Here is a 21,647-nt window from a genome sequence, read left to right as displayed (position 1 = left end):
CCTCCTTAAACTTTCTATACTTAGTATAAAACTTTTTAAGAAGGGAAAAAAAGAGTCTATTACCCACTTTCTAAAATAATCTTTCTACAAAAAAATAAAACTTAAAACATTTTAGACCATAAATTTACCTTATATCTAAATATCTAAAAACCTACTGATTTATTAAAATATAAAGATTGTCCATTGTCTTGTTTTAAGCTTTAACATATACTATATTTAATTTTATAAAAATACTTGATCAATATATTTTTAAACTTAGTTTATATTACTGGTTTATCTTAAGATTCGGAACTGCATTCAGACTCATATCATGTGTTTTATTGTTTATAAAATTATAATATCCTGCGCAACCTATCATAGCAGCATTATCTGTACATAAAATTAAAGGAGGATATTTAACTATAATTCCACTCTCTTTTGCAAGTTCTGTTATTTTAGCTCTAAGACCAGAGTTGGAAGCAACTCCACCAGAAAGAGTTATAACATCATAACCTTTATCTTTTGTCGCTTTTAATGCTTTAGTAGCTAAAACTTCAACTACTGCTTCTTGAAAAGATGCAGCAACATCTTCAACTACTATTTCTTCGTTTTTCATCCTTTTTCCATTTAAATAATTTAATACAGAAGATTTTAGACCACTAAAACTAAAGTCATAGCTATCATCTTCTAAATAAGCTCTTGGAAATTCTATAGCATGCTTATTCCCTTTTTTAGCTAAATTATCAATAATAGGTCCTCCTGGATACCCCAAATTCATAGCCCTTGAAATCTTATCAAAGGCTTCTCCAGATGCATCATCTCTAGTCTTTCCTAAAATTTCATATTTACCATAATCTTTAACTTCTACTAAGTGAGTATGACCTCCAGATACTATTAATGTTATAAAAGGAGGTTTTAAATCTTTATGCTCTATATAGTTTGCACTTAGATGTCCTTCAATATGATTTACTCCTACAAGAGGAATATCCAATGTATATGCAAGTGCTTTAGCATAAGATAATCCTACTAATAAAGCCCCTACTAGTCCTGGGCCATATGTAACTGCAATGTGGTCTATATCATTAAATCCTATATTTGCCCCATCTAAAGCTTCTTGAACAACTATATCAATATTTTCAACGTGTTTTCTTGAAGCCACCTCTGGTACTACTCCGCCAAACTTTTTATGTGTTTCTATTTGAGTAGAGATTATGTTTGAAAGTACTTCTCTACCATTTTTTAAAACTGATGCAGCTGTTTCATCACAGCTACTCTCTATAGCTAATGTTATTATATCACCCATAAACTCTACACCTCTTTTAATTGATTCCACATTATAATTGCATCTTCTTTGTTATCATTATAGTATTCTTTTCTGATTCCACCCATTTTAAATCCATATTTTCTATATAGATTTTGTGCTATTTTATTTGATGCTCTAACTTCTAATGTCATAGACGCAATATTATTATCTTTACATAAATCAACTAATCTTTTTATTAACTTATCTCCTATTTTTTTGCCTCTATAGTCACTATGAACAGCCACATTATTTATATGACCTTCATCAAGTATAAGCCAAATTCCAACATATCCAACTACTTTTCCATCTAGTTTTGCTACTATATACTTTGCTACTTCATTAGATAACTCTTTTCTAAAAGATTCTTTTGACCAATAATCTTCAAAACAATTTTTTTCCACTTCAAAAACTTCATCTATATCTTTAATAGTCATTTCTTCTATTTTTACATCATCTATTATTTGTTTTGTATTATCTTTCATTATTTATCCTCTTCATTTTTTCGTCATATTGTACTTCGGCCTGAGATTTTCTGATATACATAGGGTTTATTGTATAACAAGTATGTACATCTATATTTTTACTATATTTATTTAGTGCTACAGAACATAAGCTTCCTGCTTTAGATACATTATGAGCTGGTGAAGGTATCTTTATATTTTTTACGTTTTCTAGCTCATCCTTATATTTATAAACAGCTTCTCCAACTATTATAAATTCTTCATCACTTGATTTAATTTCCTTTAGTAAAGTTTCAAATTCTACAACATCGACACTATCTAACTCTATTAACTCTCCATCTTCAAACTTATATTTAGCTGAATACACCTGATTTTTTTGTGCATCTAATATAGAGCATATTTTTCTTTCACATAAATTCATATTACCTGCTAAAGATTCTAAAGAATTTACTGCTATTATTGGTAGATTATTTACATGGGCTATAGCTTTTACTGTAGCCATACCTATTCTAAGACCTGTAAATGAACCAGGGCCTATACATATAGCTAACAAATCCATCTCTTTTATGTTTAAATCACTTATATCCAACATATTTTCTATCATTGGCATAAGCTTTTGTGAATGAGTTTTTTTGTTATTTACTGTAAACTCACAGATTAAATTATCATCTTCAACAACTGCTACACTTGCTGCCATAGAAGATGTATCTATACCTAATATCTTCATTATTTAATCAACTCCTCAACTATACTTTTATAATAATCTCCTTTTGGAGTTAATATCATTTCTCTTCCTTCATCTTTGTACCTTAATTCTATGTTTAAATATTCTTTTGGAAGTATATCTTCTATTAAATTACCCCATTCAATTATACAGATTCCATTTGAATTTATATATTCATCATATCCAATATCATACATTTCATCACTACTACCAATTCTATAAACATCAAAATGATACAAAGGTATTTTTCCTTCATATTCGTTTATTATAGTAAAAGTTGGGCTTGTTATATAATCATTTATACCTAATGAGTCTGCTAAGCTTTGTGTCATTGTGGTCTTTCCAGCTCCTAAATCCCCCACTAAACAAATTACACTACCTTCTTTTAATAATTTACCTAATTTATATCCTATTTCTCTAGTTTTACTTTCATTTTCTAAATATATTTTTGCCATTAATTCATCTCCATCTTGATATAATCGTCGTGTGAATTTATATCACTGCTTAATTAATTATAGTATAAGCCCCAACTATTATAAAGTACTTCTATTTATCTTTTTTGTTTATCTTTCAATATTAATGATTCTATTAAAACTTATATATAATCATCAATAGCAATCCTTACATATTCTTTTGCCTTACAATTTTGTTTCAGGGCTTCTTTACATATTTCCTCTGATTGCTCTTTTACATACTTGAGAGATTTATAATTTTCTTTTACTGCTTCAATGCACATTTTTTCTGTTTGATTCTTTATATACATAAGCATCTTTCCATTTTGTCTTACAATCTCTGTACATATCTCTTCTGTATAGTTATCTATGTAATTTAGTACATCTTTAATATTGTACTTTTTATCCAAGTATCTTATAGCTCTTATACATGTTTCTTCTGTCTTATTATTAACAAATTGTAGGCTTCTTCCATCTTGTTTAACTGCTTCTAAACATATTCTTTCTGTTTGCTGATTTACATATTGTAATGCCATACCATTTTGACTTACAGCTTCAATACACATTTTTTCTGTTTGGTTTTGTACATATTTAAGTGCTTTATAGTTTCGTTTTATTGCTTCTATACATAATTCTTCACTTTGTTCTCTAACATATGCAAGACACCTGCCATCTTTTTTAATTGCTTCTAAACATATTTTTCTTGTTTGAACCTCTAAAGCTTTTAATATACTTACAACATCTATATTAGAAGAACATCTTATTGCTTTTATAATAAGTTCTTCTGTTTGATTTCTTACATACTTAAGTGCATTGCAATCTTTTTTTATTGCTTCAAGGCATATATACTCAGTTTGTTCTTTTACATATTCAAGTGCTCTATAATTGTACCTTATAGCTTCTAAACATAATTCTTCTGTTTGCTCTTTTACATACTTCAAAGCTTTATAATTCTGTCTTATAGCTAAAATACACATACCATCTGTTTGATTATTTATATTTTCTAATTCATGATAGTCATACTTCACTCTTTCCATATTTTCAATATATTCATTCGTAATATACTTTAAAGAATCTCCTAACATTTTACTATCAATGCCTATATGAATATTTTCCCAATCACTATTAAAATAATACCCTTTATCGTCTAAAAATACTTTTTTCATTTTTTTACATACTTTCATAAATCTACTCTCCTATCATCATTAAATTAGTTATTATTAAGAATTACAATTCAAAACATTATTTATTCTTAATAATAACTTTATTTTTTGTCTATTATGAATTCGCTCTGCATATTGTAGATACCTTTTTAGTATTTTAATAGTTAATCGTTTTAATTCTTCCTTTATTTTAAAAATTAAATCTGTCTAAATATTTCTTATTTTAAATACATTTTTTGATAAATTAATAAAGCCATAATGTATTTAATACATCAATCACAACATGAGACTGAAGTTATAAATAAATTATGGCTTTCCAATATATTTAATTTTAAAATTTTATATTTTCTTGTCTGATTATTTTTTTATTACATTTCCCATTTTTTTATAAAGTGGTAATGTTACTAAAGATATTATCACAGCTTTTAGTACATTAAATGGAGCTATCATCCAAATTACAAAAGTAAATAGGTCATGAATCTTAGGATTTATAGCTGAACCTAACCCTATTATAGCATCTAGTCTCATAAATTGACCATAAAGTGGTAACATTACAAAGTAATTTAACACTGAGCCAATTATAGTCATAGCTATTGTTCCTAATACAAATCCAATTAATATGCCTTTTAAATCTTTACTTTTCTTATATGAATAACAAAGTATCATTACATAAGAACCACCAATTAATATATTTGCAAACTCTCCTACTCCTCCAGTTGTTGTTGCTGTAATCGCTTGTAGTATATTTTTTACTACAACTATTCCAAATCCAACTAATGGTCCTAAAGACATCCCTCCAAATATTGCTGGAATATCTGATAAGTCAATTTTTAAGAAATCTGGAAATATACCTGGTATTGGTGCTTGAATAAACATTAGTAAATAAGATATTGCTGATAAAATTGACATTACTACTAAAGTTCTTGTTGAAATCATATTACTTCTTTTTGCTGTACTTTGCATAATTATTATCCTCCTAATAAATATATTTATATTTTTTTAGGAAAAACAAAAAACTCGAAGACCTTATCTTCGAGTTTTTATGGATATAGTTTAAACAAACTAAAATAAACTTATTTATATTCCATAAATATCTTCTCTCATCCAGACTTTACTGTCGGCTTTGGAATTTCACCAAATCAACCACATAAGTAGTTCGCGGGCTATACCGCCGGTAGGGAATCTCACCCTGCCCCGAAGATCTTCTTTGATTTTTTAATTTTCCTTACACTCTTATATTAGTTAATTTTTTAATAATTGTCAAGTTATTTTTTTTCATACACTACTTTCCCATTTATTATAGTGTAAAGTACATTACTTTGAATCTCTAGTGGAGAATTATCCCAAATTACTATATCTGCATCTTTACCAACTTCTATAGAACCTACTCTATCTTCAATTCCTAGAGTCTTAGCTGGATTTATTGTAATGGATTCTATTGCTTTTTCTTCTTTCATTCCATGCTTAACTGCTATCCCTGCACATATTGGAAGATATTGAACTGGTATTACTGGATGGTCTGTCATTATACATACATCAAGTCCTGCATTTGAAAGTATTCCAGCTGTATTAAACGTTAAATTTCTAAGTTCAAATTTAGACCTTTCTGATAATGATGGCCCTACTATTACAGGAAATCCTTCTTCCAATAGCTCCTCCACTATAAGATGACCTTCTGTACAATGGTCTAATGTAAGCTTTAAATTAAACTCTTTTGCAATCCTTATGGCTGTGAACATATCATCAGCTCTATGGGCATGTGCTTTAAAAGGAATTTCTCCTCTTAAAACGGGTATTAAACTTTCCATTTTTATATCATATTCAGGTTTTTCACAATCTTCATCATCATGACTTTCATACAGGTCGACTTCCTCTAAATATTCTTCTGCTTTTTTAAGATTCTCTCTAAGTAATGAAGCTATTGCCATTCTAGTTTGTGGAGATTTATCATCTTGACCATAACAGCTTTTTGGATTTTCTCCAAAGGCTATTTTAGATGCTACTGGATTTTTTATTACCATTTTATCAATTCTTTTCCCATAGGTCTTTATAGCTATACATTGACCTCCCATAACATTTGCACTTCCAGGAGTTGTACATACAGAAGTTATACCACCTTCAAAAGCTTCTTTAAATGTTCTGTCCATTGGATTAATCCCATCTATAGGATTTAATTGTGGTGTTATTGGATCAGTTTCTTCATTTCCATCTGCTCCTTCAAATCCTATACCATCTTCCCACAATCCTAAATGAGTATGGGCATCTATAAACCCTGGAAACACAAATTTACCACTTGCATCTATTACCTCTACATCTAAAGGTGCTATTAAGTCTTTTCCTATCTCTATTATTTTTCCTTGATCTATAAGTATATCTCCCTGAATTATTCCATTTGTTATGGTATTTATACTACCATTTTTTATAAAAACCATTCATTTTCCTCCTGATTTTCAATACTATACTAACTATTTTAAATATTATCTCTTTACAATCTCATTTCATAATTTCTTAAATTTTTTATTATGCTACTTACATTTATAATTGTTACACATAAGTATCATAACTAAACATAAATTAACCTATTTTTTCATTGATAATGCAACTCTTTTTTTATTTAAATCAATTCCAATTACTTTTACATCTACTATATCACCTACTGTAACAATACTCATAGGGTCTTTTACAAAGCTATTACTCATTTCTGATTTGTGAACTAACCCATCATTTTTTATTCCAATATCTACAAATGCTCCAAAATCTACAACATTTCTTATTGTACCTTTTAAAGACATCCCTTCTTGTATATCTTCAATTTTTAGGACATCAGTTCTAAGTATAGGCTTTATTCCTTCTTCTCTTGGGTCTCTTCCTGGTTTTTTAATTTCAGCTATGATATCTCTTAAAGTAACTTGGCCTACTTCCAATTTTTCACTTAATTCTCTCAAACCAATTTCCTTAACTTTTTCATCTATTTCTTCTATATTTTTATTTTTTACATCATCCAAAGAATATCCTATTATTTCAATCATTTTTTTGCATATATCATAACTTTCAGGATGTACACCTGTATTATCTAGAGGATTCTTTCCATCTAAGATTCTCATAAATCCAGCACATTGAGTAAATGCTTGAGGGCCAAGTCTTTTTACTTTTTTCAGTTGTACTCTTGATGTAAAGTCTCCATTTTCTTCTCTATATGCTATTATATTTTTTGCGATAACCTTACTTATTCCTGCAATATGCTCTAATAGAGAATATGATGCAGTATTTAAATCTACTCCAACACTATTTACGGAATCCTCAACAACTCCATTTAATACTTCTTCTAATCTCTTCTTATTTAAGTCATGTTGATATTGGCCTACACCTATACTCTTAGGGTCTATTTTCACAAGTTCTGCTAAGGGGTCTTGTAGTCTTCTCGCTATAGATATAGCTCCTCTTATTGATACATTTATATCTGGATGTTCTTCATTTGCGAGTTCAGATGCTGAGTAAACTGATGCACCAGCTTCGCTGACTATAACATATTGAATGTCTCTATCTATCTCTTTTATCATTTCTGACACAAATGTTTCTGACTCTCTTGATGCTGTCCCATTTCCTATTGAAATTATGTCTATATTATATTTTTCAATTAATTCTTTTAAAGTCTTCTTGGCCCCTTCTACATTATTTTGAGGGTCTGTTGGATATACTGTTGTATAGTCCAATAATTTACCATTTTTATCTACAACCGCTATTTTGCAACCAGTTCTAAATGCAGGGTCAAATCCCATAACTACTTTATCTTTAACTGGTGGTTGAAGTAATAAACTTTTAACATTTTTTCCAAATACACTTATAGCCCTTTCTTGAGCTATTTCTGTCAGATGATTTCTTATTTCTCTTTCTATCGATGGGAAAATTAATCTTTTATATGAATCTTCTATTGAATTTACAATTTCATCTTTATTCTTAAAGTTTTTATCATTTACATATTCATTTACTATATAATTTAAAACTTTATCATTATTTATTTCTAATTTAACTTTTAAAAAATTCTCTTTTTCTCCTCTATTTATTGCTAAAACTCTATGTGGAGCCATACTTTTCACTGCTTCACTATAATCGTAATACATATCATAAACTGATTTCTCATCAGTAGAACTTTTACTAACTATCATTCCTTCTCTTAAAGCAAGCTCTCTTATGTATTTTCTAATCTTCGCATCATCTGAAACTGTTTCTGCAATTATATCTCTTGCACCTTTTAAGGCATCCTCAACAGAAGTTACTTCTTTTTCTTCATTTATATAACTCTTCGCCTCTAAATCTATATTATCTAGATTACTCTCTAGTATTGATACTGCTAGATTTTCTAACCCTTTTTCTTTTGCTATTGTTGCTCTAGTTCTTTTCTTTTGTTTATATGGAGCATATATATCTTCTACTTCTTGTAGTGTTTTTGCTTTTTCTATATTTTGTGTTATCTCATCTGTTAATTTTCCTTGTTCATCTATTAATCTAACTACATCATCTTTTCTACTTTGAAGGTTTCTTAGATACATCAATTTTTCATAGAATTCCCTTAATGTGACATCACTCATCTCACCAGTCATTTCTTTTCTGTATCTAGCTATAAATGGTATTGTATTTCCTTCATCAATAAGCTTTAGCGTATTATTTATTTGTTCATCTTTGAGATTAAATTCATTTTTTAAGATTTGATTTATATCCAATTTTTTTCACTCCTAATGTTAGTTTTTTCATAAGTATAACAAACAGAACGAAGGCTGAGGGTTGTAGTCCTCAGCCTAAGTGCTGTAAAGTGCATAGTAAGCACTAACCTTCTTATATATCTATCCTAATTACTGTACATTGTTTATTAAACTGTCTTATTCATTTTTAAGTATTCGTTGATAAACAAGTCTATATTTCCATTCATCACACTATCTACATTTCCAAACTCAGCATTTGTCCTATGGTCTTTGACTAACTTATATGGTTGGAAAACATAGGACCTAATTTGGCTACCCCACGTTATTTGTGAGTATTTGCCTTGTATATCTTCTATTTTTTCCTTTTGCTCTAATTCTTTTAACTCTATCAATTTTGCCATCAAAAGTCTCATAGCTCTATCTTTATTTAAATGTTGAGACCTTTCATTTTGACACTGAACCACTACACCAGTAGGAATATGTGTTATTCTAACAGCTGAATCAGTTGTGTTTACATGTTGTCCTCCAGCACCAGACGCTCTATATGTGTCTATCTTCAAATCTGATGAATTAATTTCTACTTCTATATTTTCATCTAACTCTGGTGTTACATCTATAGAAGCAAATGAAGTATGTCTCTTTCCTGATGGGTCAAATGGAGATATTCTTACCAATCTATGAACCCCTTTTTCACTTTTTAAATATCCATAAGTGTTGGTTCCTTCTACAAGAATTGTAGCTGTCTTTATTCCCGCTTCAGGGTCTGATATTATATCTAAAAGCTTAACTTTATAACCCTTACCTTCTGCCCATCTTATATACATTCTTAAAAGCATCTGAGCCCAATCTTGAGCATCTAGACCCCCAGTTCCAGCATTTATAGATAATATAGCATTATTTTTATCATACTCGCCATTTAAAAGAGTTTTTATTTTCATCTCAGATAATTTTTCTTCTATTGATTCTATAGACATTTCTATATCCTTTTCAACAGAATCATCCTCTTCTTCTAGGCCTATTTCAATCAATACTTCTACATCTTCTAATAAGTTTTTTAGACTTTCATATTCATCTATAGTTTCTTTTAAAGCTTTGTTTTCTTGAAGTACTTTTTGCGCTACTTCATTGTCATTCCAAAAATCTTGTTTATTTATCTTCTCTTCATTAATTTTTATCTTTTCCATCAATGAAGCTACGTCAAAGAGAAACCCTCAATTCTTCTAAATTTGAAGCTATTTGCTCCACACTATGTCTATACTCTTGTATCTTTAACATTTAATCCTCCAAAACTATCTTCCACAACAGTTTTTATATTTCTTACCACTTCCACAAGGACATAAATCATTTCTTCCAACTTTTTCATCTTTTTTAATAGTTTTGCTTGTTGGAAGAGTTCCATCTGAGGGAGAAGTTAGATTTTCAACATCTACAACTGCTTTTCTTTCTACTGGAGCCTCTATTGTTATATTAAATAAATATCTTACAGTATCTTCTTTAATATGTTTATTCATCTCATCAAACATATCAAAACCTTCCATTTTATAAGCAATAACTGGGTCTTGTTGACCTACAGCACGAAGCCCTATACCTTGACGTAATTGATCCATTGCATCTATATGGTCTATCCAATGATTATCAACAGCTTGAAGTAAGATAACTCTCTCAACTTCTCTCATTCTTTCATAACCTATTTGTTCTTCTTTTGCAGTATATATCTTCATAGCTATTTCATAAACTTTTTCTGTTATTTCAACTGGATTAAGCTTTTCTATCTCTGGGATTTCTATACTACCTTTTGGTAAGAACAGATTATACATATGTTCCTTAAATCCTTCTTCATCAAATCCTTTATCTTTTGTATAAAGAGTCACTGATTCTTCTATTATAGAATGAGTCATTGATTGTACTTGCTCTTGTAAATCTTCACCTTCTAATACACGTTTTCTCTCTGCATATATTATTTCTCTTTGCTTATTCATAACATCATCATATTGAAGTACATGTTTTCTTATTCCAAAGTTTTTACCTTCGACTTTCTTTTGTGCACCTTCAATAGACTTAGATAATATTCTATGTTCTATAGGCATGTCTTCTTCAAGACCTATTTTATTTACGATTCCAGATATTCTATCGCTTCCAAACAATCTCATAAGGTCATCATCAAGACCTATATAAAATCTTGAGCTACCTGGGTCACCTTGACGACCAGCACGACCTCTTAACTGGTTATCTATTCTTCGAGATTCATGTCTTTCTGTACCAATTATAGCAAGTCCACCTGCTTCTACTACTTGTTTTTGTTCGTCTTCTGTTTGTTGCTTAAATTGTTTATATAATCTTTCGTACTCTGCTCTAGCTTCAAACAAAATTTCATTTCCTGCCACAGGTATTCCTTCTATTGGAGTATCAACTCTATTTACTACATCTTCTTTAAATCCATTTCTTCTCATTTCTCTCTTAGTTAAGAAATCTGGATTCCCACCTAAAACTATATCAGTACCACGACCAGCCATGTTAGTAGCTATTGTAACAGCTCCAAGTCTACCTGCTTGAGCTATTATTTCTGCTTCTTTATCATGGTGTTTAGCATTTAATACTTCATGTCTAATACCTTTTTTCTTTAATATTTGTGATAGTAGTTCTGACTTTTCTATCGAAACTGTACCTACAAGTATTGGTTGATTAACTTTATGTCTTTCAATTATTTCTTCAGCTACAGCATTAAATTTACCTATCTCACTTTTATATACACAATCTGGCAAGTCTTCTCTCACCATAAGCTTATTAGTAGGCACTTGGAAGACATCCATTTTATATATTGCTTTAAACTCTTCTTCTTCTGTTTTTGCTGTACCAGTCATACCTGAAAGTTTTTTATACATTCTAAAGTAATTTTGGAATGTTACAGTAGCTAGTGTTTTAGATTCTCTCTGTATTTTAAGACCTTCTTTTGCTTCTATTGCTTGATGCAAGCCTTCTGAATATCTTCTACCAAACATAAGTCTACCAGTAAACTCATCAACTATTACTATTTCTCCATCTTTAGCAACATAATCAACATCTTTTTTCATTATTACATGTGCCCTTAAAGCCTGATTTATATGGTGATATAACTCTGTATGAGATATATCTGTTATATTATCAACATTAAAATATACTTCTGCTTTTTGTATACCTGATGCTGTTAGAGATACAGCCTTATCTTTTTCTTCTAATTCATAGTCATCAGGTTTTAAAGTTAACACAAATGTATTTGCATCTGAGTATAGGTGAGTTGATTTATCTCCAGGACCAGATATAATAAGTGGTGTTCTAGCCTCATCTATAAGTATAGAGTCGACCTCATCCACTATCGCATAATTTAATCCTCTTTGAACTCTTTGCTCTTTGTGTATTACCATATTGTCTTTTAAATAGTCAAATCCATATTCATTATTTGTACCATAAGTTATATCACAATCATATTGTTCTTTTCTAACTTTTGGATTTTGACCATGTACAATAACACCTACACTCATTCCTAAAAACTCATAAACTTTTGCCATTTGGTCTCTATCACGTTTTGCAAGATAATCATTTACCGTTACAACATGTACACCTTTTCCAGTAAGAGCATTCAAATAAACAGGAGCAGTTGCAACCAAAGTTTTACCTTCACCTGTTTTCATCTCAGCTATTCTTCCTTGATGTAATACTATACCTCCAATCATTTGAACTCTGTAGTGTCTAAGACCTAATACTCTTTTAGAAGTCTCTCTGACTACTGCAAATGCTTCTGGAAGTATATCATCTATACTTTCTCCATTTTCTAATCTTTCTTTAAATGTATTTGTCATATTTTTAAGTTCCGAGTCTGCCATAGATTCAAATTTAGGTTCTAATGAATCTATTATATCAACAGTCTTATTGAACTTTTTCAATTCTTTTTTATCTGCCATGTTGAATAAACTATCCATAAAGCTCATATTTTACATCTCTCCTCGTTCTTTATTGTACTATTATTCATTTTACCATAAAAACTATACTTTTAATATTAATTTAAAAAGCTATCGATAAATAATTTATCGATAGCTAATATGATTAAATCTAAATTGCTTTATTCATGTTCTATTATACCATATCCGCCATTATGACGTTTATAAACTACAGCTATTTCATCTGAATCTATATTCTTGAACATATAGAAATCATGTCCTACTAATTCCATTTGTAATACAGCTTCTTCTTCGCTCATTGGCTTAACACTAAATTTCTTACGTCTTTGAATTACTATATCTTGATTTTCATCTTCATAATCTTCTTGTTCATCTGCTAGATTTATCTCTGCATCTTGGAATCTTATACTCTTATTGTCTTGATGCTTATCTTGTAATCTCTTTTTATATTTTTTTAATTGTTTGCTTAATTTATCATATACAACATCTATAGCTGTGTATAAATTCTCCTGCATATCTTCTGCTCTAATTATAGGACCATTTACAGTAGCTATTGTTACTTCTATTTTTTGTCTTGTTTTTTTAGCACTTACTGTAACCTTTACATCAGTGTCTGGATGAATGTAATTATCTAACTTACTTAACTTGCTTTCGATTTTATTTTTTATTGCATCAGTTAATTCGATTTGTTTTCCAGATATAATTATGTTCATAAGTACATCTCCCTTCAATTATGCCAGTATAAGAAAATTTATACTTAATAATATATTCTACACGAAATCTCATAATCCTTCTTTTATTATTAACTTTTGTGATTTTTTCTATTCAATTGATAGAATTATTTTTCATTTTTAATCACCTTAATGCTTATGTGGATTAATATTATAATAATACCCTGTGGATAATGTGGATAAAACTGTTAATAACTCTTGTTCCTGTGTATTTAAAGCTATTTTTATTATCCTTTCTATCCACAAATATCTCCAATAATTGTTTATTAATATGTGAATTCATGTCATAAAGTGGTAATTTTAGGAAATTATATGTATTATATGTTACTTAACTTTTATAAATTTTTCATAGTTATACACCTTCTAAGACCTCCATATTTCATTTTTTCTTTCACTATTTAGTTTAACTTCAAAATTATCTAAAAATAGTAAAGCATCATAACAATAATTTCTTAATCAATACTCATAATATTCATATACCCAAACTACAATTGACTAACACTCTTTATTTAATCTAATAAGTTATATAAATTATATATGTTTATATTATTTCGAAATTATATCCACTAATTGTTTTAGCTTTTGTCTGTCTATATCTTCAAATGGATTTTTATCTATTCTAACAGCTGTACCAAAATGAAAATTATTTGCCTTAGTTACTCCCTTTATTTCAACTATATTATTAAAATTAAGACCTCCACCTAAAAGAATTTTTATATTATTAGAGTTAAGCATCATATCTTTTATAATTTTTATATTCTCTCTTATACTTCCCTTTCCCCCTGACGTTAATATATTTGTAATTCTGTCATAATTCTTTAAAAGATTAACACTTTCTATTGTATTTGATTCATCTATTGCTCTATGAAATGTAACATCAAGATTATCGCAATATTGCAACAAAAAATTTAAATTTTCTTCATCTATATTATTATTCTTGTCTAACATTCCAAATACAACTCCATTAGCTCCAATCTTTTTGACTGTATTTATATCTTTTAACATTATATTTATGTCTTCTTTACTATATACAAAGCTTTTAGCATGTGGTCTTATCATTACGTTCACAGGTATCTTTACACTGTTAACAACACTTTCTATAAGTCCAAAACTTGGTGTTAGCCCTCCTTCAGTTAAAGCACTAACTAATTCTATTCTATCTGCGCCACAATCTTCTATAATCTTAGCGTCTTCTACTGTCATTCCTATTATCTCTAGCATAACTACTCCTTTGCTAATTCATATATTGCATTTGAAAATATCTTTGCATTTAAGATTATATCATCTATATCCATATATTCGTCAGGATTATGTGCTATTCCTTTTTGTCCTGGAAACGAAGGTCCAAATGGAACTATATTTGGCATTACTTTTGCATATGTACCTCCATTAGTTGTTACTGGAGTACCATCTAATGATGTTACTCTTTCATAAGCTATTTGAAGTTTTTTAACAAGCTCACTATCCTTATCAAAATATACAGGATTAAAATTAGAAATTACTTCTATCTCTGTACCATTGGGAAAATTAGATTTTATTTCATCTAAGACATCTTCTAGTTTATAACTAAATTCATATTTTACCTTTATCTCCAGTATTATGTAACTATTCTCTTTATGTAACTCTTGATTTGTGACAATCACCTTTTCAGACATATTTTCTATAAAGCTTAGAAATGTATCTTCCTTATAGTTACAGTTATTTTTGATTATAATTTTCGCCATACCTTTTTCACCATATACAACAGGATATTTACAATCTGGTGTGAACCCCATTATAGGAGGTTTTTCCTTTTTTAAATAATATGGTATATCTTTAAATCCACTTTCTTCATTTGTGCCAAAAATTATCCTAACTTTTTTATCTAACTTTAAACCTAATTCCTTAATAACATATAATCCATATAAAGCACACATTATAGGTCCTTTATTATCTAATACCCCTCTACCATAGATTTTTCCATTATATATTTCTCCTCCATAAGGTTGATATATCCAATTTTCCCCTTCATGTACTACATCTATGTGGCCAATTACACAGATATAATCTTCGCTATCTCCATATTCTGCATAACCAATATAATTGTCTAAGTTTCTAACTTTAAAGCCTAATTTTCTTGAAATTTCTAGTGCTTTATTGAGTGCTTTTCCTACCTTTTCGCCAAAAGGGAAGTCATTTTCTGACTCCCCTTCAACGCTAGGTATTTTTACAATATCTACAATATCACTTAATAAATGTTCTTTTATCTCGTCTACTTTATTGTTTATAATATTCATAAAAATCTCCTTTTAAATATTAAAGACTCTACTTTACTGCATAAATACAAACTTTATTCACTCACTTCTATTGGAGCCTTTATCCTAGCTTCATATGCTTCCATCCACTCGTTTGACACAACCTTATGTATAGTTTTACCATCTATTCTATTTGATATATACACTGTAGGTGCTTCTGCTTTAGTAGCTACTGAGAATGTAAAGTCAGCTATGTTTGTAGCTACTCCCCATTCTCCTTTATTATTCATAGCAACTAATGATAAGTCTCCAGCTTTTCCTCGTCTTTTGATAAGTTGTTCATCTAACTCATTTACTGCTATATCACATGCCTCTTGTGGATGTTTTCCTTCTTTCATAAGTCTAACTATCTCATATGATATACACCCTTTCATCAAATCTTCTCCAAGACCAGTAGCTGTAGCCCCTCCTATGTTACTATCAACGAAAAACCCTGAACCAGATAGTGCAGAATCTCCTATTCTACCTCTTTTCTTCATAAATAGACCACTTGTTGAGGTTGCTGCACACATCTTTCCATCTCTATCTAAAGATATCATCCCAACAGTATCATGACCAGCATATGGGCTTAATCCTTTATCTAAAGTTTCTTTTTTTCTCTTCTTATAATGTAGTTTCGCTCTATCTGTTAACATATTTTTTCTTTCAAATCCATTTTTATGGGCATATTCTTCAGCTCCGATTCCAACTAAGAAATTATTCACTTTCTCATAACTTAGTTTTCTAGCTATGCTGACAGGGTTAGAATAATCTCTTATACCTGCAACTGCTCCTATATCTAGTGTGTTTCCATCCATAAATGCAGCATCAAGTTCTACTTCACAATTTTCATTTGGAAGTCCTCCATATCCAACCGATTTATAGAATGGATAATCTTCGACTCTTCTTACAGCAAGTTCTACAGCATCTCCTGCTTCCATTCCTTTTTCTAAATGTTCTGATGCTTCAGTGATTCCTTCTATAGCCATTCTCCATGTTGCTATCATTCCCCACATATCAGAAAATCCCTCCTTAATTATAGAAACTCTATCCACATACTTTAATGTAAATAATATTTTACTTAAACCTGTCCCCTAGTAAAGTGTTAATTAATAACAAAATTCTTCTTTCATTAAAGTTATGTCTTCTTTATTTGCTATTGAATTTGCTAATTTACATATATTGTTTAGTGAATCATTAAGTCCAATTCCACCTTTTTTAGGTGTCTTAACTATACATATATTATTTTTGTATTCGTTTATTACGTATGTATTTTCTTCTGACATAGCTGCAAAAGCTGGTATATCTGTTTTATTATTTATATTTTTAGATAATATTGCTGACATCTTAGAAAAATTTTCATAGTTAAAACTTGGTCCACAAATTACTACATCAGGATTTAACTTTTTAACCATAGCTATCATTTTATTTGTCACTTCTTCTTCATTGTTTATAAAAAATTCATCCCCACAGAAAAGTGTTGCTATTACTTTAGATTCTTTTAAAAATGGTTCCATCATTACACCTGGACCTAATGGACTTGATTTTCCAGCAGGAGGTATATTGCTTTTTTCTTTCCCACCTGCACCTGCTTGTATTTGATCCAATATCATAACTATTTTCTTCATAATTTTCCTCCTATAATACTAAATCATCAAAAGATATATCATCATCTTCCTCTTCAACATTTGTTTTTTCTTCTTTTAAATATTGTTTATCTAACATCTTTATAAATGGCATGTACATAAATATTCCTAGTACAAGAAGTATTATTTGTAATAAAGCACCTTGCCATCCTGTTGTTAGAAATCCAGAGAATATAATTGGAGTTGTCCATGGTAATTGAACTCCATTTGTAAGTGGTACTAATCCTGCTGACATACAGAAATAAGCTATTATTATGTTTATTGTTGGAACTATTGCAAATGGTATCAATAATATTGGGTTAAGCATTATTGGTAGACCAAATATTAATGGCTCATTTATTCCAAATATCCCTGGTAAAATTGATAATTTACCCATTGATTTTATACGTTTACTTTTGCATATAAGTAACATAGCTATAATTAAGGATAGTGTACTACCTGCCCCACCAAATGTTGCAAACATATCCTGGAATTGACCAGTTATTATGTTTGGTATTTTTGAACCAGCTTGAAAAGCCGCTAAATTTTCAGCTGATAAAATTTTTAATATTGGATTATAGACAGCTCCAACAACACTACTACCATTTATTCCAAAGAACCAGAATAAATGTAAGAATATATAAGCTATTGCCATAGCACCTAAACTATTTCCTAATTTTAATAATGGCATTTGTAAAAACTTAAATATAAATTCATGTATACTTCCATATGGTGTAGCTTCAAAAGCAATCTTAACTAAAAAGAAAACTACCATAACTATTGCACTTGGTATTAATGCAGCAAATGATTTTGAAACAGTTGGAGGAACTCCATCTGGCATCTTCAATGTCCACCCTTTTTTGACAACTACTGCAAATAACTTAACAGATGTTATTGCGGTTATCATTCCTACAAACATTCCCTTAGAACCCATCCAACCTAATGGGATACCAGTTACCATATAGACTGCCTTTGTTCCTTCTGGTGTATATGGTATTACAAATGGTGTAACTATAAAAAAGGCGACTATTGCAACTGCTGCTGATGCAATTGGGTCTACATCTATTTGTTTAGCATAAGAGTAACCAATTCCTAAAACTGCAAGTAAAGTCATTACTTCAAAAGTCGCTATAGTTGGCTGTTGTAATTTTACTGCCCAATCTGGACCAAAAATTTGACCTACAAATTCGTCCCATCCTTTTATTGGGAAGTTTGCTACTAATAAAAATAATGACCCTATTATCAATAATGGTGATGATACTAAAAAACCATCTCTAATTGCAATTAATAATTTATTTTTACCTATTTTTTCAGCCAACGGCATAAGTATTCTTTCCAATTTATTCATCTATCCACCCTCATTTCTCAGTATCTTTTTACTATATTTTAAGCTTGTTTAGATTTTATTAATTTTATAGCAAGCTTTAGTACTTTTTCTCCATTCATAGTTCCATAATCAGTTTCGTTTATTATATCCACAGGTTTTCCTTGAGCTTCAAACTTTGGCTTTAACTCCTTTAGCATGTATTTAACTTGAGGTCCTAACAATATACAATCTGGATTCTTCTCTGCAACTATCTTATCAATTTCTGCTATTGGAAATGCTTCTACTTCTATTGGTAAATTGTGTTCATCTGCTACTTTCTGCATCTTTCCTGCAAGTAAGCTTGTTGACATACCAAAACTACAAAATAAATATACTTTTCTCTTCATTATCTTAAATCCCCCTTAATTACTTTTTATTTTAATTTTTGAATTTCTTTTCTTAGCACTATCATTTCTTTTATAAGGTTTCTTTCACTCATACAAGTCATTAAATGGTCTTGAGAGTGAATTAGTAAAATAGATATATCTGATTTATTTCCTCCTGCTTCCTTTTGTATAAGTTCTGTTTGTACTTTATGTGCTTTTAATATTTCTTCATTTGCACTTTCGATTAATTCATCAGCCTTTTCAAAATCGTTTTCCTTTGCACAATCAAGAGCTTCATAAAGCATAGATTTTGCATTTCCAGCATGAATTATAATCTTTAATACTATTTCTTCCATTTCTTCCTCCTAAATTACTTGTCTACTTTTAACTGATTTCTATCTGATAGATATATAATATCTTATAAAAACAAAAAAACATGCACAACTTTTTCCACTACATGGAAAATTTTGTGCTTATTCACATTTTGATATAAATTTATATAAGAATATTTTTTATATTTTTAATATCACAATTACTTAGCACATCAAGCATATTTTCATCTTCTGTCAATTTAGATATTTCTTTGAATAATTCTCTAAATACTTTTCTATCATCATCTTTTTTATAAGCTAATAAAAGTATAATCTTTATGTATTTTCCATTTCTAATTTTTATTGGTGTTTTCAATCTTGCAAAACATAAGACAGATTGTTTTATATACTTCATATCTCCATGAGGAAATAATATTCCTTTCCCAACATTAGTTGGATATGCCTTTTCTCTCTCTATAATAGAATTTAAATATTCTTTATCTGCATAATGCTTTTCGATTAATAAATTAGTTAAGTATGCTATAGCCTCATAAATATCATTATGTTCTAGCTCTCTTATTAAATAATCAGACATCATTAATCTATTCATAAGTTTATATGATGTATCTTTTTCTTTTATTTTGTTGGTAAATTCTTTGAGTTTATTTTCATCTTCATCAGTAAATAGTGGCGTTGTTATAAAAATTGGCTTTTGTACATTTTCATATTCTTGAAATGCAATTATAAAATCTATCATTTTATTGAAGTTATCTCTTCTTAAATCTTCTTCCCTTAGTGTTTCAACTATTTCTATATTATTAAATCTCTTTTCTATCTTTACTTTTAGTAACATACTTACTCCAAAACTAAATGGGCACACGATACTTGCTTTTTTAGTTGATTCTCTCTTATTACTTTTTCTTTCTAAAGATGTTTGAAAGTGAAGAGTAAGATAACCTATTTCATCTTCAGTTATTTGTGTTCCTTTTTGCTCAATTCCTATTGAATTTGAAATTACTGTAAATAAAAAACAAAATTTATTTTTTATATTATCTAAAAGTGGATTTTCCAAATAAACGTTACTTTGCATTTGGTGCATTGTAACATTTAAGTGACATATTAATTGGTCATAAAGCAATATATCATTATTAAAGTTTATACCCGATTCTTCTGATACCAGATTTATAATTCTTTTTGTATACTCTGATAATTCTTCATTAAGGTATAGTGATTTTTTAGTATCTTTACTATTTATTTGTTTATTCATGCCAAGTATTAGTGATTCTATAAATAATTTTTCTTCATGGTTTAATACTATAGATAGACTGGATTTCAACTCATTTTCTATATCTAATATAAGAATTTCTAACTTTAATTCTTTTTTAATATTTACTATTTCAAAAGAATTCCCCAACCTTATTCGTATGATATTTATAAGTAAAAATAACATCAATTGCCTGAATGAAACATCTGTAAGTCTTATATCCATTTTATCTTCTATTATAGACATTATATTTTTGACAACTATTATGTCTACTATATGGAAATATTCTATTTCATCCATGTTTAGTCTGTATTTATCTATATATTTAAATAAAAATGCCACTAACATTATTCTTATGTCTTTCTCATTTCCCTCAATACATATACCACTGCCCGTTTTAGTTGAAATTTTCAAATTATAATTACTTAATTCTACTGATAATGTATTTATTTCTTCCCTAACAATATTTTTATTTATATACAATTTATTGGACAAATCATTTAAGGTAATCTTCTTATTATTGCAAAGTAATAGATTCAATATCTCAACTTGTTTATGGAGTTCACTATTTACTCTTTTAACTTCACCTCTTAACTTCTGGTTTACTATTATTTTATCTGTATCATCTCCACTAAACTTAATTCCTATTTTAGGCTTTCTTTTAATATAAGCACTACAAAAAGTAGACAACCATTCATCAATGTACTTACAATCATTTCTTATTGTTCTCTCTGAGCACTCAAAATCGTTAGCAATGTCATTGATATTTATAAATTCTTCTTTCAATAGCAATACTGTCAACAAGTTCTCTTGTCTTTTGTTCATATATATCACCTCTTTATGATTCAATCTAAATTTATTATATATAAAAAAGAGCTACACATAAAAACATTATGCTAGCTCTCTTTTAATATGATATTTAGCTGACCTGGTCTTTGACCCCACACTCGCCTACTGGAGGGTTCGCTTGGGTTCGCCGCACTACTACTCTCTCTCGATTTTATTATCGGTAGGTCTTACTTCTAAGCCGCACC

The 21,647-nt window shown here is 29.2% G+C and carries 19 protein-coding genes and 1 riboswitch; all 19 genes read right to left on the bottom strand.

Features of this window, described 5'->3' with window-relative positions; all coding sequences use genetic code 11:
- Window positions 1-265 precede the first annotated feature (265 nt).
- The 19 genes from tsaD to IC213_RS11460 all read right to left on the bottom strand — a co-directional run bounded on the left by tsaD (window position 266) and on the right by IC213_RS11460 (window position 21,438).
- Window positions 266-1,282: a tRNA (adenosine(37)-N6)-threonylcarbamoyltransferase complex transferase subunit TsaD gene (gene tsaD, locus IC213_RS11550; RefSeq protein ID WP_227434569.1), complete on the bottom strand. Its 1,017-nt coding sequence runs from the start codon at window positions 1,280-1,282 to the stop codon at window positions 266-268.
- Between the two features lie 5 nt (window positions 1,283-1,287).
- Window positions 1,288-1,764: a ribosomal protein S18-alanine N-acetyltransferase gene (gene rimI / locus IC213_RS11545; protein ID WP_227824877.1), complete on the bottom strand. Its 477-nt coding sequence runs from the start codon at window positions 1,762-1,764 to the stop codon at window positions 1,288-1,290.
- On the bottom strand, window positions 1,754-2,470 hold the full coding sequence (gene tsaB, locus IC213_RS11540) for a tRNA (adenosine(37)-N6)-threonylcarbamoyltransferase complex dimerization subunit type 1 TsaB (protein ID WP_227483550.1): 717 nt from the start codon (window positions 2,468-2,470) through the stop codon (window positions 1,754-1,756). Before tsaB ends, rimI begins: the two co-directional genes overlap by 11 nt.
- Window positions 2,470-2,922 (bottom strand): tRNA (adenosine(37)-N6)-threonylcarbamoyltransferase complex ATPase subunit type 1 TsaE, encoded by a 453-nt coding sequence (gene tsaE, locus IC213_RS11535; RefSeq protein ID WP_227434566.1) that lies wholly within the window; start codon window positions 2,920-2,922, stop codon window positions 2,470-2,472. Before tsaE ends, tsaB begins: the two co-directional genes overlap by 1 nt.
- A gap of 140 nt (window positions 2,923-3,062) precedes the next feature.
- The gene (locus tag IC213_RS11530) at window positions 3,063-4,103 is read right to left on the bottom strand and encodes a DUF4116 domain-containing protein (protein ID WP_227434565.1); all 1,041 of its coding nucleotides are present in this window, start codon (window positions 4,101-4,103) and stop codon (window positions 3,063-3,065) included.
- A 336-nt stretch (window positions 4,104-4,439) separates the two neighbouring features.
- The gene (locus tag IC213_RS11525; protein WP_227863093.1) at window positions 4,440-5,045 is read right to left on the bottom strand and encodes an ECF transporter S component; all 606 of its coding nucleotides are present in this window, start codon (window positions 5,043-5,045) and stop codon (window positions 4,440-4,442) included.
- A 125-nt stretch (window positions 5,046-5,170) separates the two neighbouring features.
- Window positions 5,171-5,288, bottom strand: a riboswitch (FMN riboswitch).
- A 59-nt stretch (window positions 5,289-5,347) separates the two neighbouring features.
- Entirely contained in the window at window positions 5,348-6,514 is a 1,167-nt protein-coding gene (locus IC213_RS11520; protein WP_227846093.1) for an amidohydrolase, read from the bottom strand.
- A gap of 147 nt (window positions 6,515-6,661) precedes the next feature.
- The gene (locus IC213_RS11515) at window positions 6,662-8,803 is read right to left on the bottom strand and encodes a Tex family protein (RefSeq protein WP_227834966.1); all 2,142 of its coding nucleotides are present in this window, start codon (window positions 8,801-8,803) and stop codon (window positions 6,662-6,664) included.
- 146 nt (window positions 8,804-8,949) lie between these two features.
- Window positions 8,950-10,057 (bottom strand): peptide chain release factor 2 gene (prfB, locus tag IC213_RS11510; RefSeq protein ID WP_227434561.1). Its coding sequence is split into 2 segments (ribosomal slippage): window positions 8,950-9,981 and window positions 9,983-10,057, totalling 1,107 coding nucleotides; the frame shifts between segments, so codons are not numbered across the junction.
- A 14-nt stretch (window positions 10,058-10,071) separates the two neighbouring features.
- Window positions 10,072-12,747 carry a preprotein translocase subunit SecA gene (gene secA / locus IC213_RS11505; protein WP_227434560.1) on the bottom strand — a complete coding sequence of 892 codons (2,676 nt, stop codon included), beginning with the start codon at window positions 12,745-12,747 and terminating at the stop codon, window positions 10,072-10,074.
- A 131-nt stretch (window positions 12,748-12,878) separates the two neighbouring features.
- Complete coding sequence (hpf, locus tag IC213_RS11500; RefSeq protein ID WP_227434559.1) at window positions 12,879-13,430, bottom strand: ribosome hibernation-promoting factor, HPF/YfiA family; 552 nt, start codon at window positions 13,428-13,430, stop codon at window positions 12,879-12,881.
- Between the two features lie 564 nt (window positions 13,431-13,994).
- Complete coding sequence (locus IC213_RS11495) at window positions 13,995-14,669, bottom strand: copper homeostasis protein CutC (RefSeq protein ID WP_227434558.1); 675 nt, start codon at window positions 14,667-14,669, stop codon at window positions 13,995-13,997.
- Between the two features lie 2 nt (window positions 14,670-14,671).
- Window positions 14,672-15,724 (bottom strand): Sapep family Mn(2+)-dependent dipeptidase, encoded by a 1,053-nt coding sequence (locus IC213_RS11490; RefSeq protein WP_227831453.1) that lies wholly within the window; start codon window positions 15,722-15,724, stop codon window positions 14,672-14,674.
- Between the two features lie 53 nt (window positions 15,725-15,777).
- Entirely contained in the window at window positions 15,778-16,737 is a 960-nt protein-coding gene (locus tag IC213_RS11485; RefSeq protein WP_227831454.1) for a N(4)-(beta-N-acetylglucosaminyl)-L-asparaginase, read from the bottom strand.
- Window positions 16,738-16,830: 93 nt separating this feature from the next.
- Window positions 16,831-17,349 (bottom strand): GrdB-related putative oxidoreductase, encoded by a 519-nt coding sequence (locus IC213_RS11480; protein ID WP_227863092.1) that lies wholly within the window; start codon window positions 17,347-17,349, stop codon window positions 16,831-16,833.
- Window positions 17,350-17,359: 10 nt separating this feature from the next.
- On the bottom strand, window positions 17,360-18,694 hold the full coding sequence (gene celB, locus IC213_RS11475) for a PTS cellobiose transporter subunit IIC (RefSeq protein ID WP_227434554.1): 1,335 nt from the start codon (window positions 18,692-18,694) through the stop codon (window positions 17,360-17,362).
- Between the two features lie 38 nt (window positions 18,695-18,732).
- The gene (locus IC213_RS11470; protein WP_227434553.1) at window positions 18,733-19,059 is read right to left on the bottom strand and encodes a PTS sugar transporter subunit IIB; all 327 of its coding nucleotides are present in this window, start codon (window positions 19,057-19,059) and stop codon (window positions 18,733-18,735) included.
- A 26-nt stretch (window positions 19,060-19,085) separates the two neighbouring features.
- Window positions 19,086-19,394: a PTS lactose/cellobiose transporter subunit IIA gene (locus IC213_RS11465; protein ID WP_227483559.1), complete on the bottom strand. Its 309-nt coding sequence runs from the start codon at window positions 19,392-19,394 to the stop codon at window positions 19,086-19,088.
- Window positions 19,395-19,533: 139 nt separating this feature from the next.
- On the bottom strand, window positions 19,534-21,438 hold the full coding sequence (locus IC213_RS11460) for a BglG family transcription antiterminator (protein ID WP_227863091.1): 1,905 nt from the start codon (window positions 21,436-21,438) through the stop codon (window positions 19,534-19,536).
- Window positions 21,439-21,647: the final 209 nt, after the last annotated feature.

The sequence above is a fragment of the Clostridioides sp. ES-S-0049-02 genome (assembly GCF_020658465.1).
Classification (GTDB): domain Bacteria; phylum Bacillota; class Clostridia; order Peptostreptococcales; family Peptostreptococcaceae; genus Clostridioides.
Note: the sequence above shows the minus strand (reverse complement) of the source record. Positions and strands in the feature narration are given on the sequence as shown.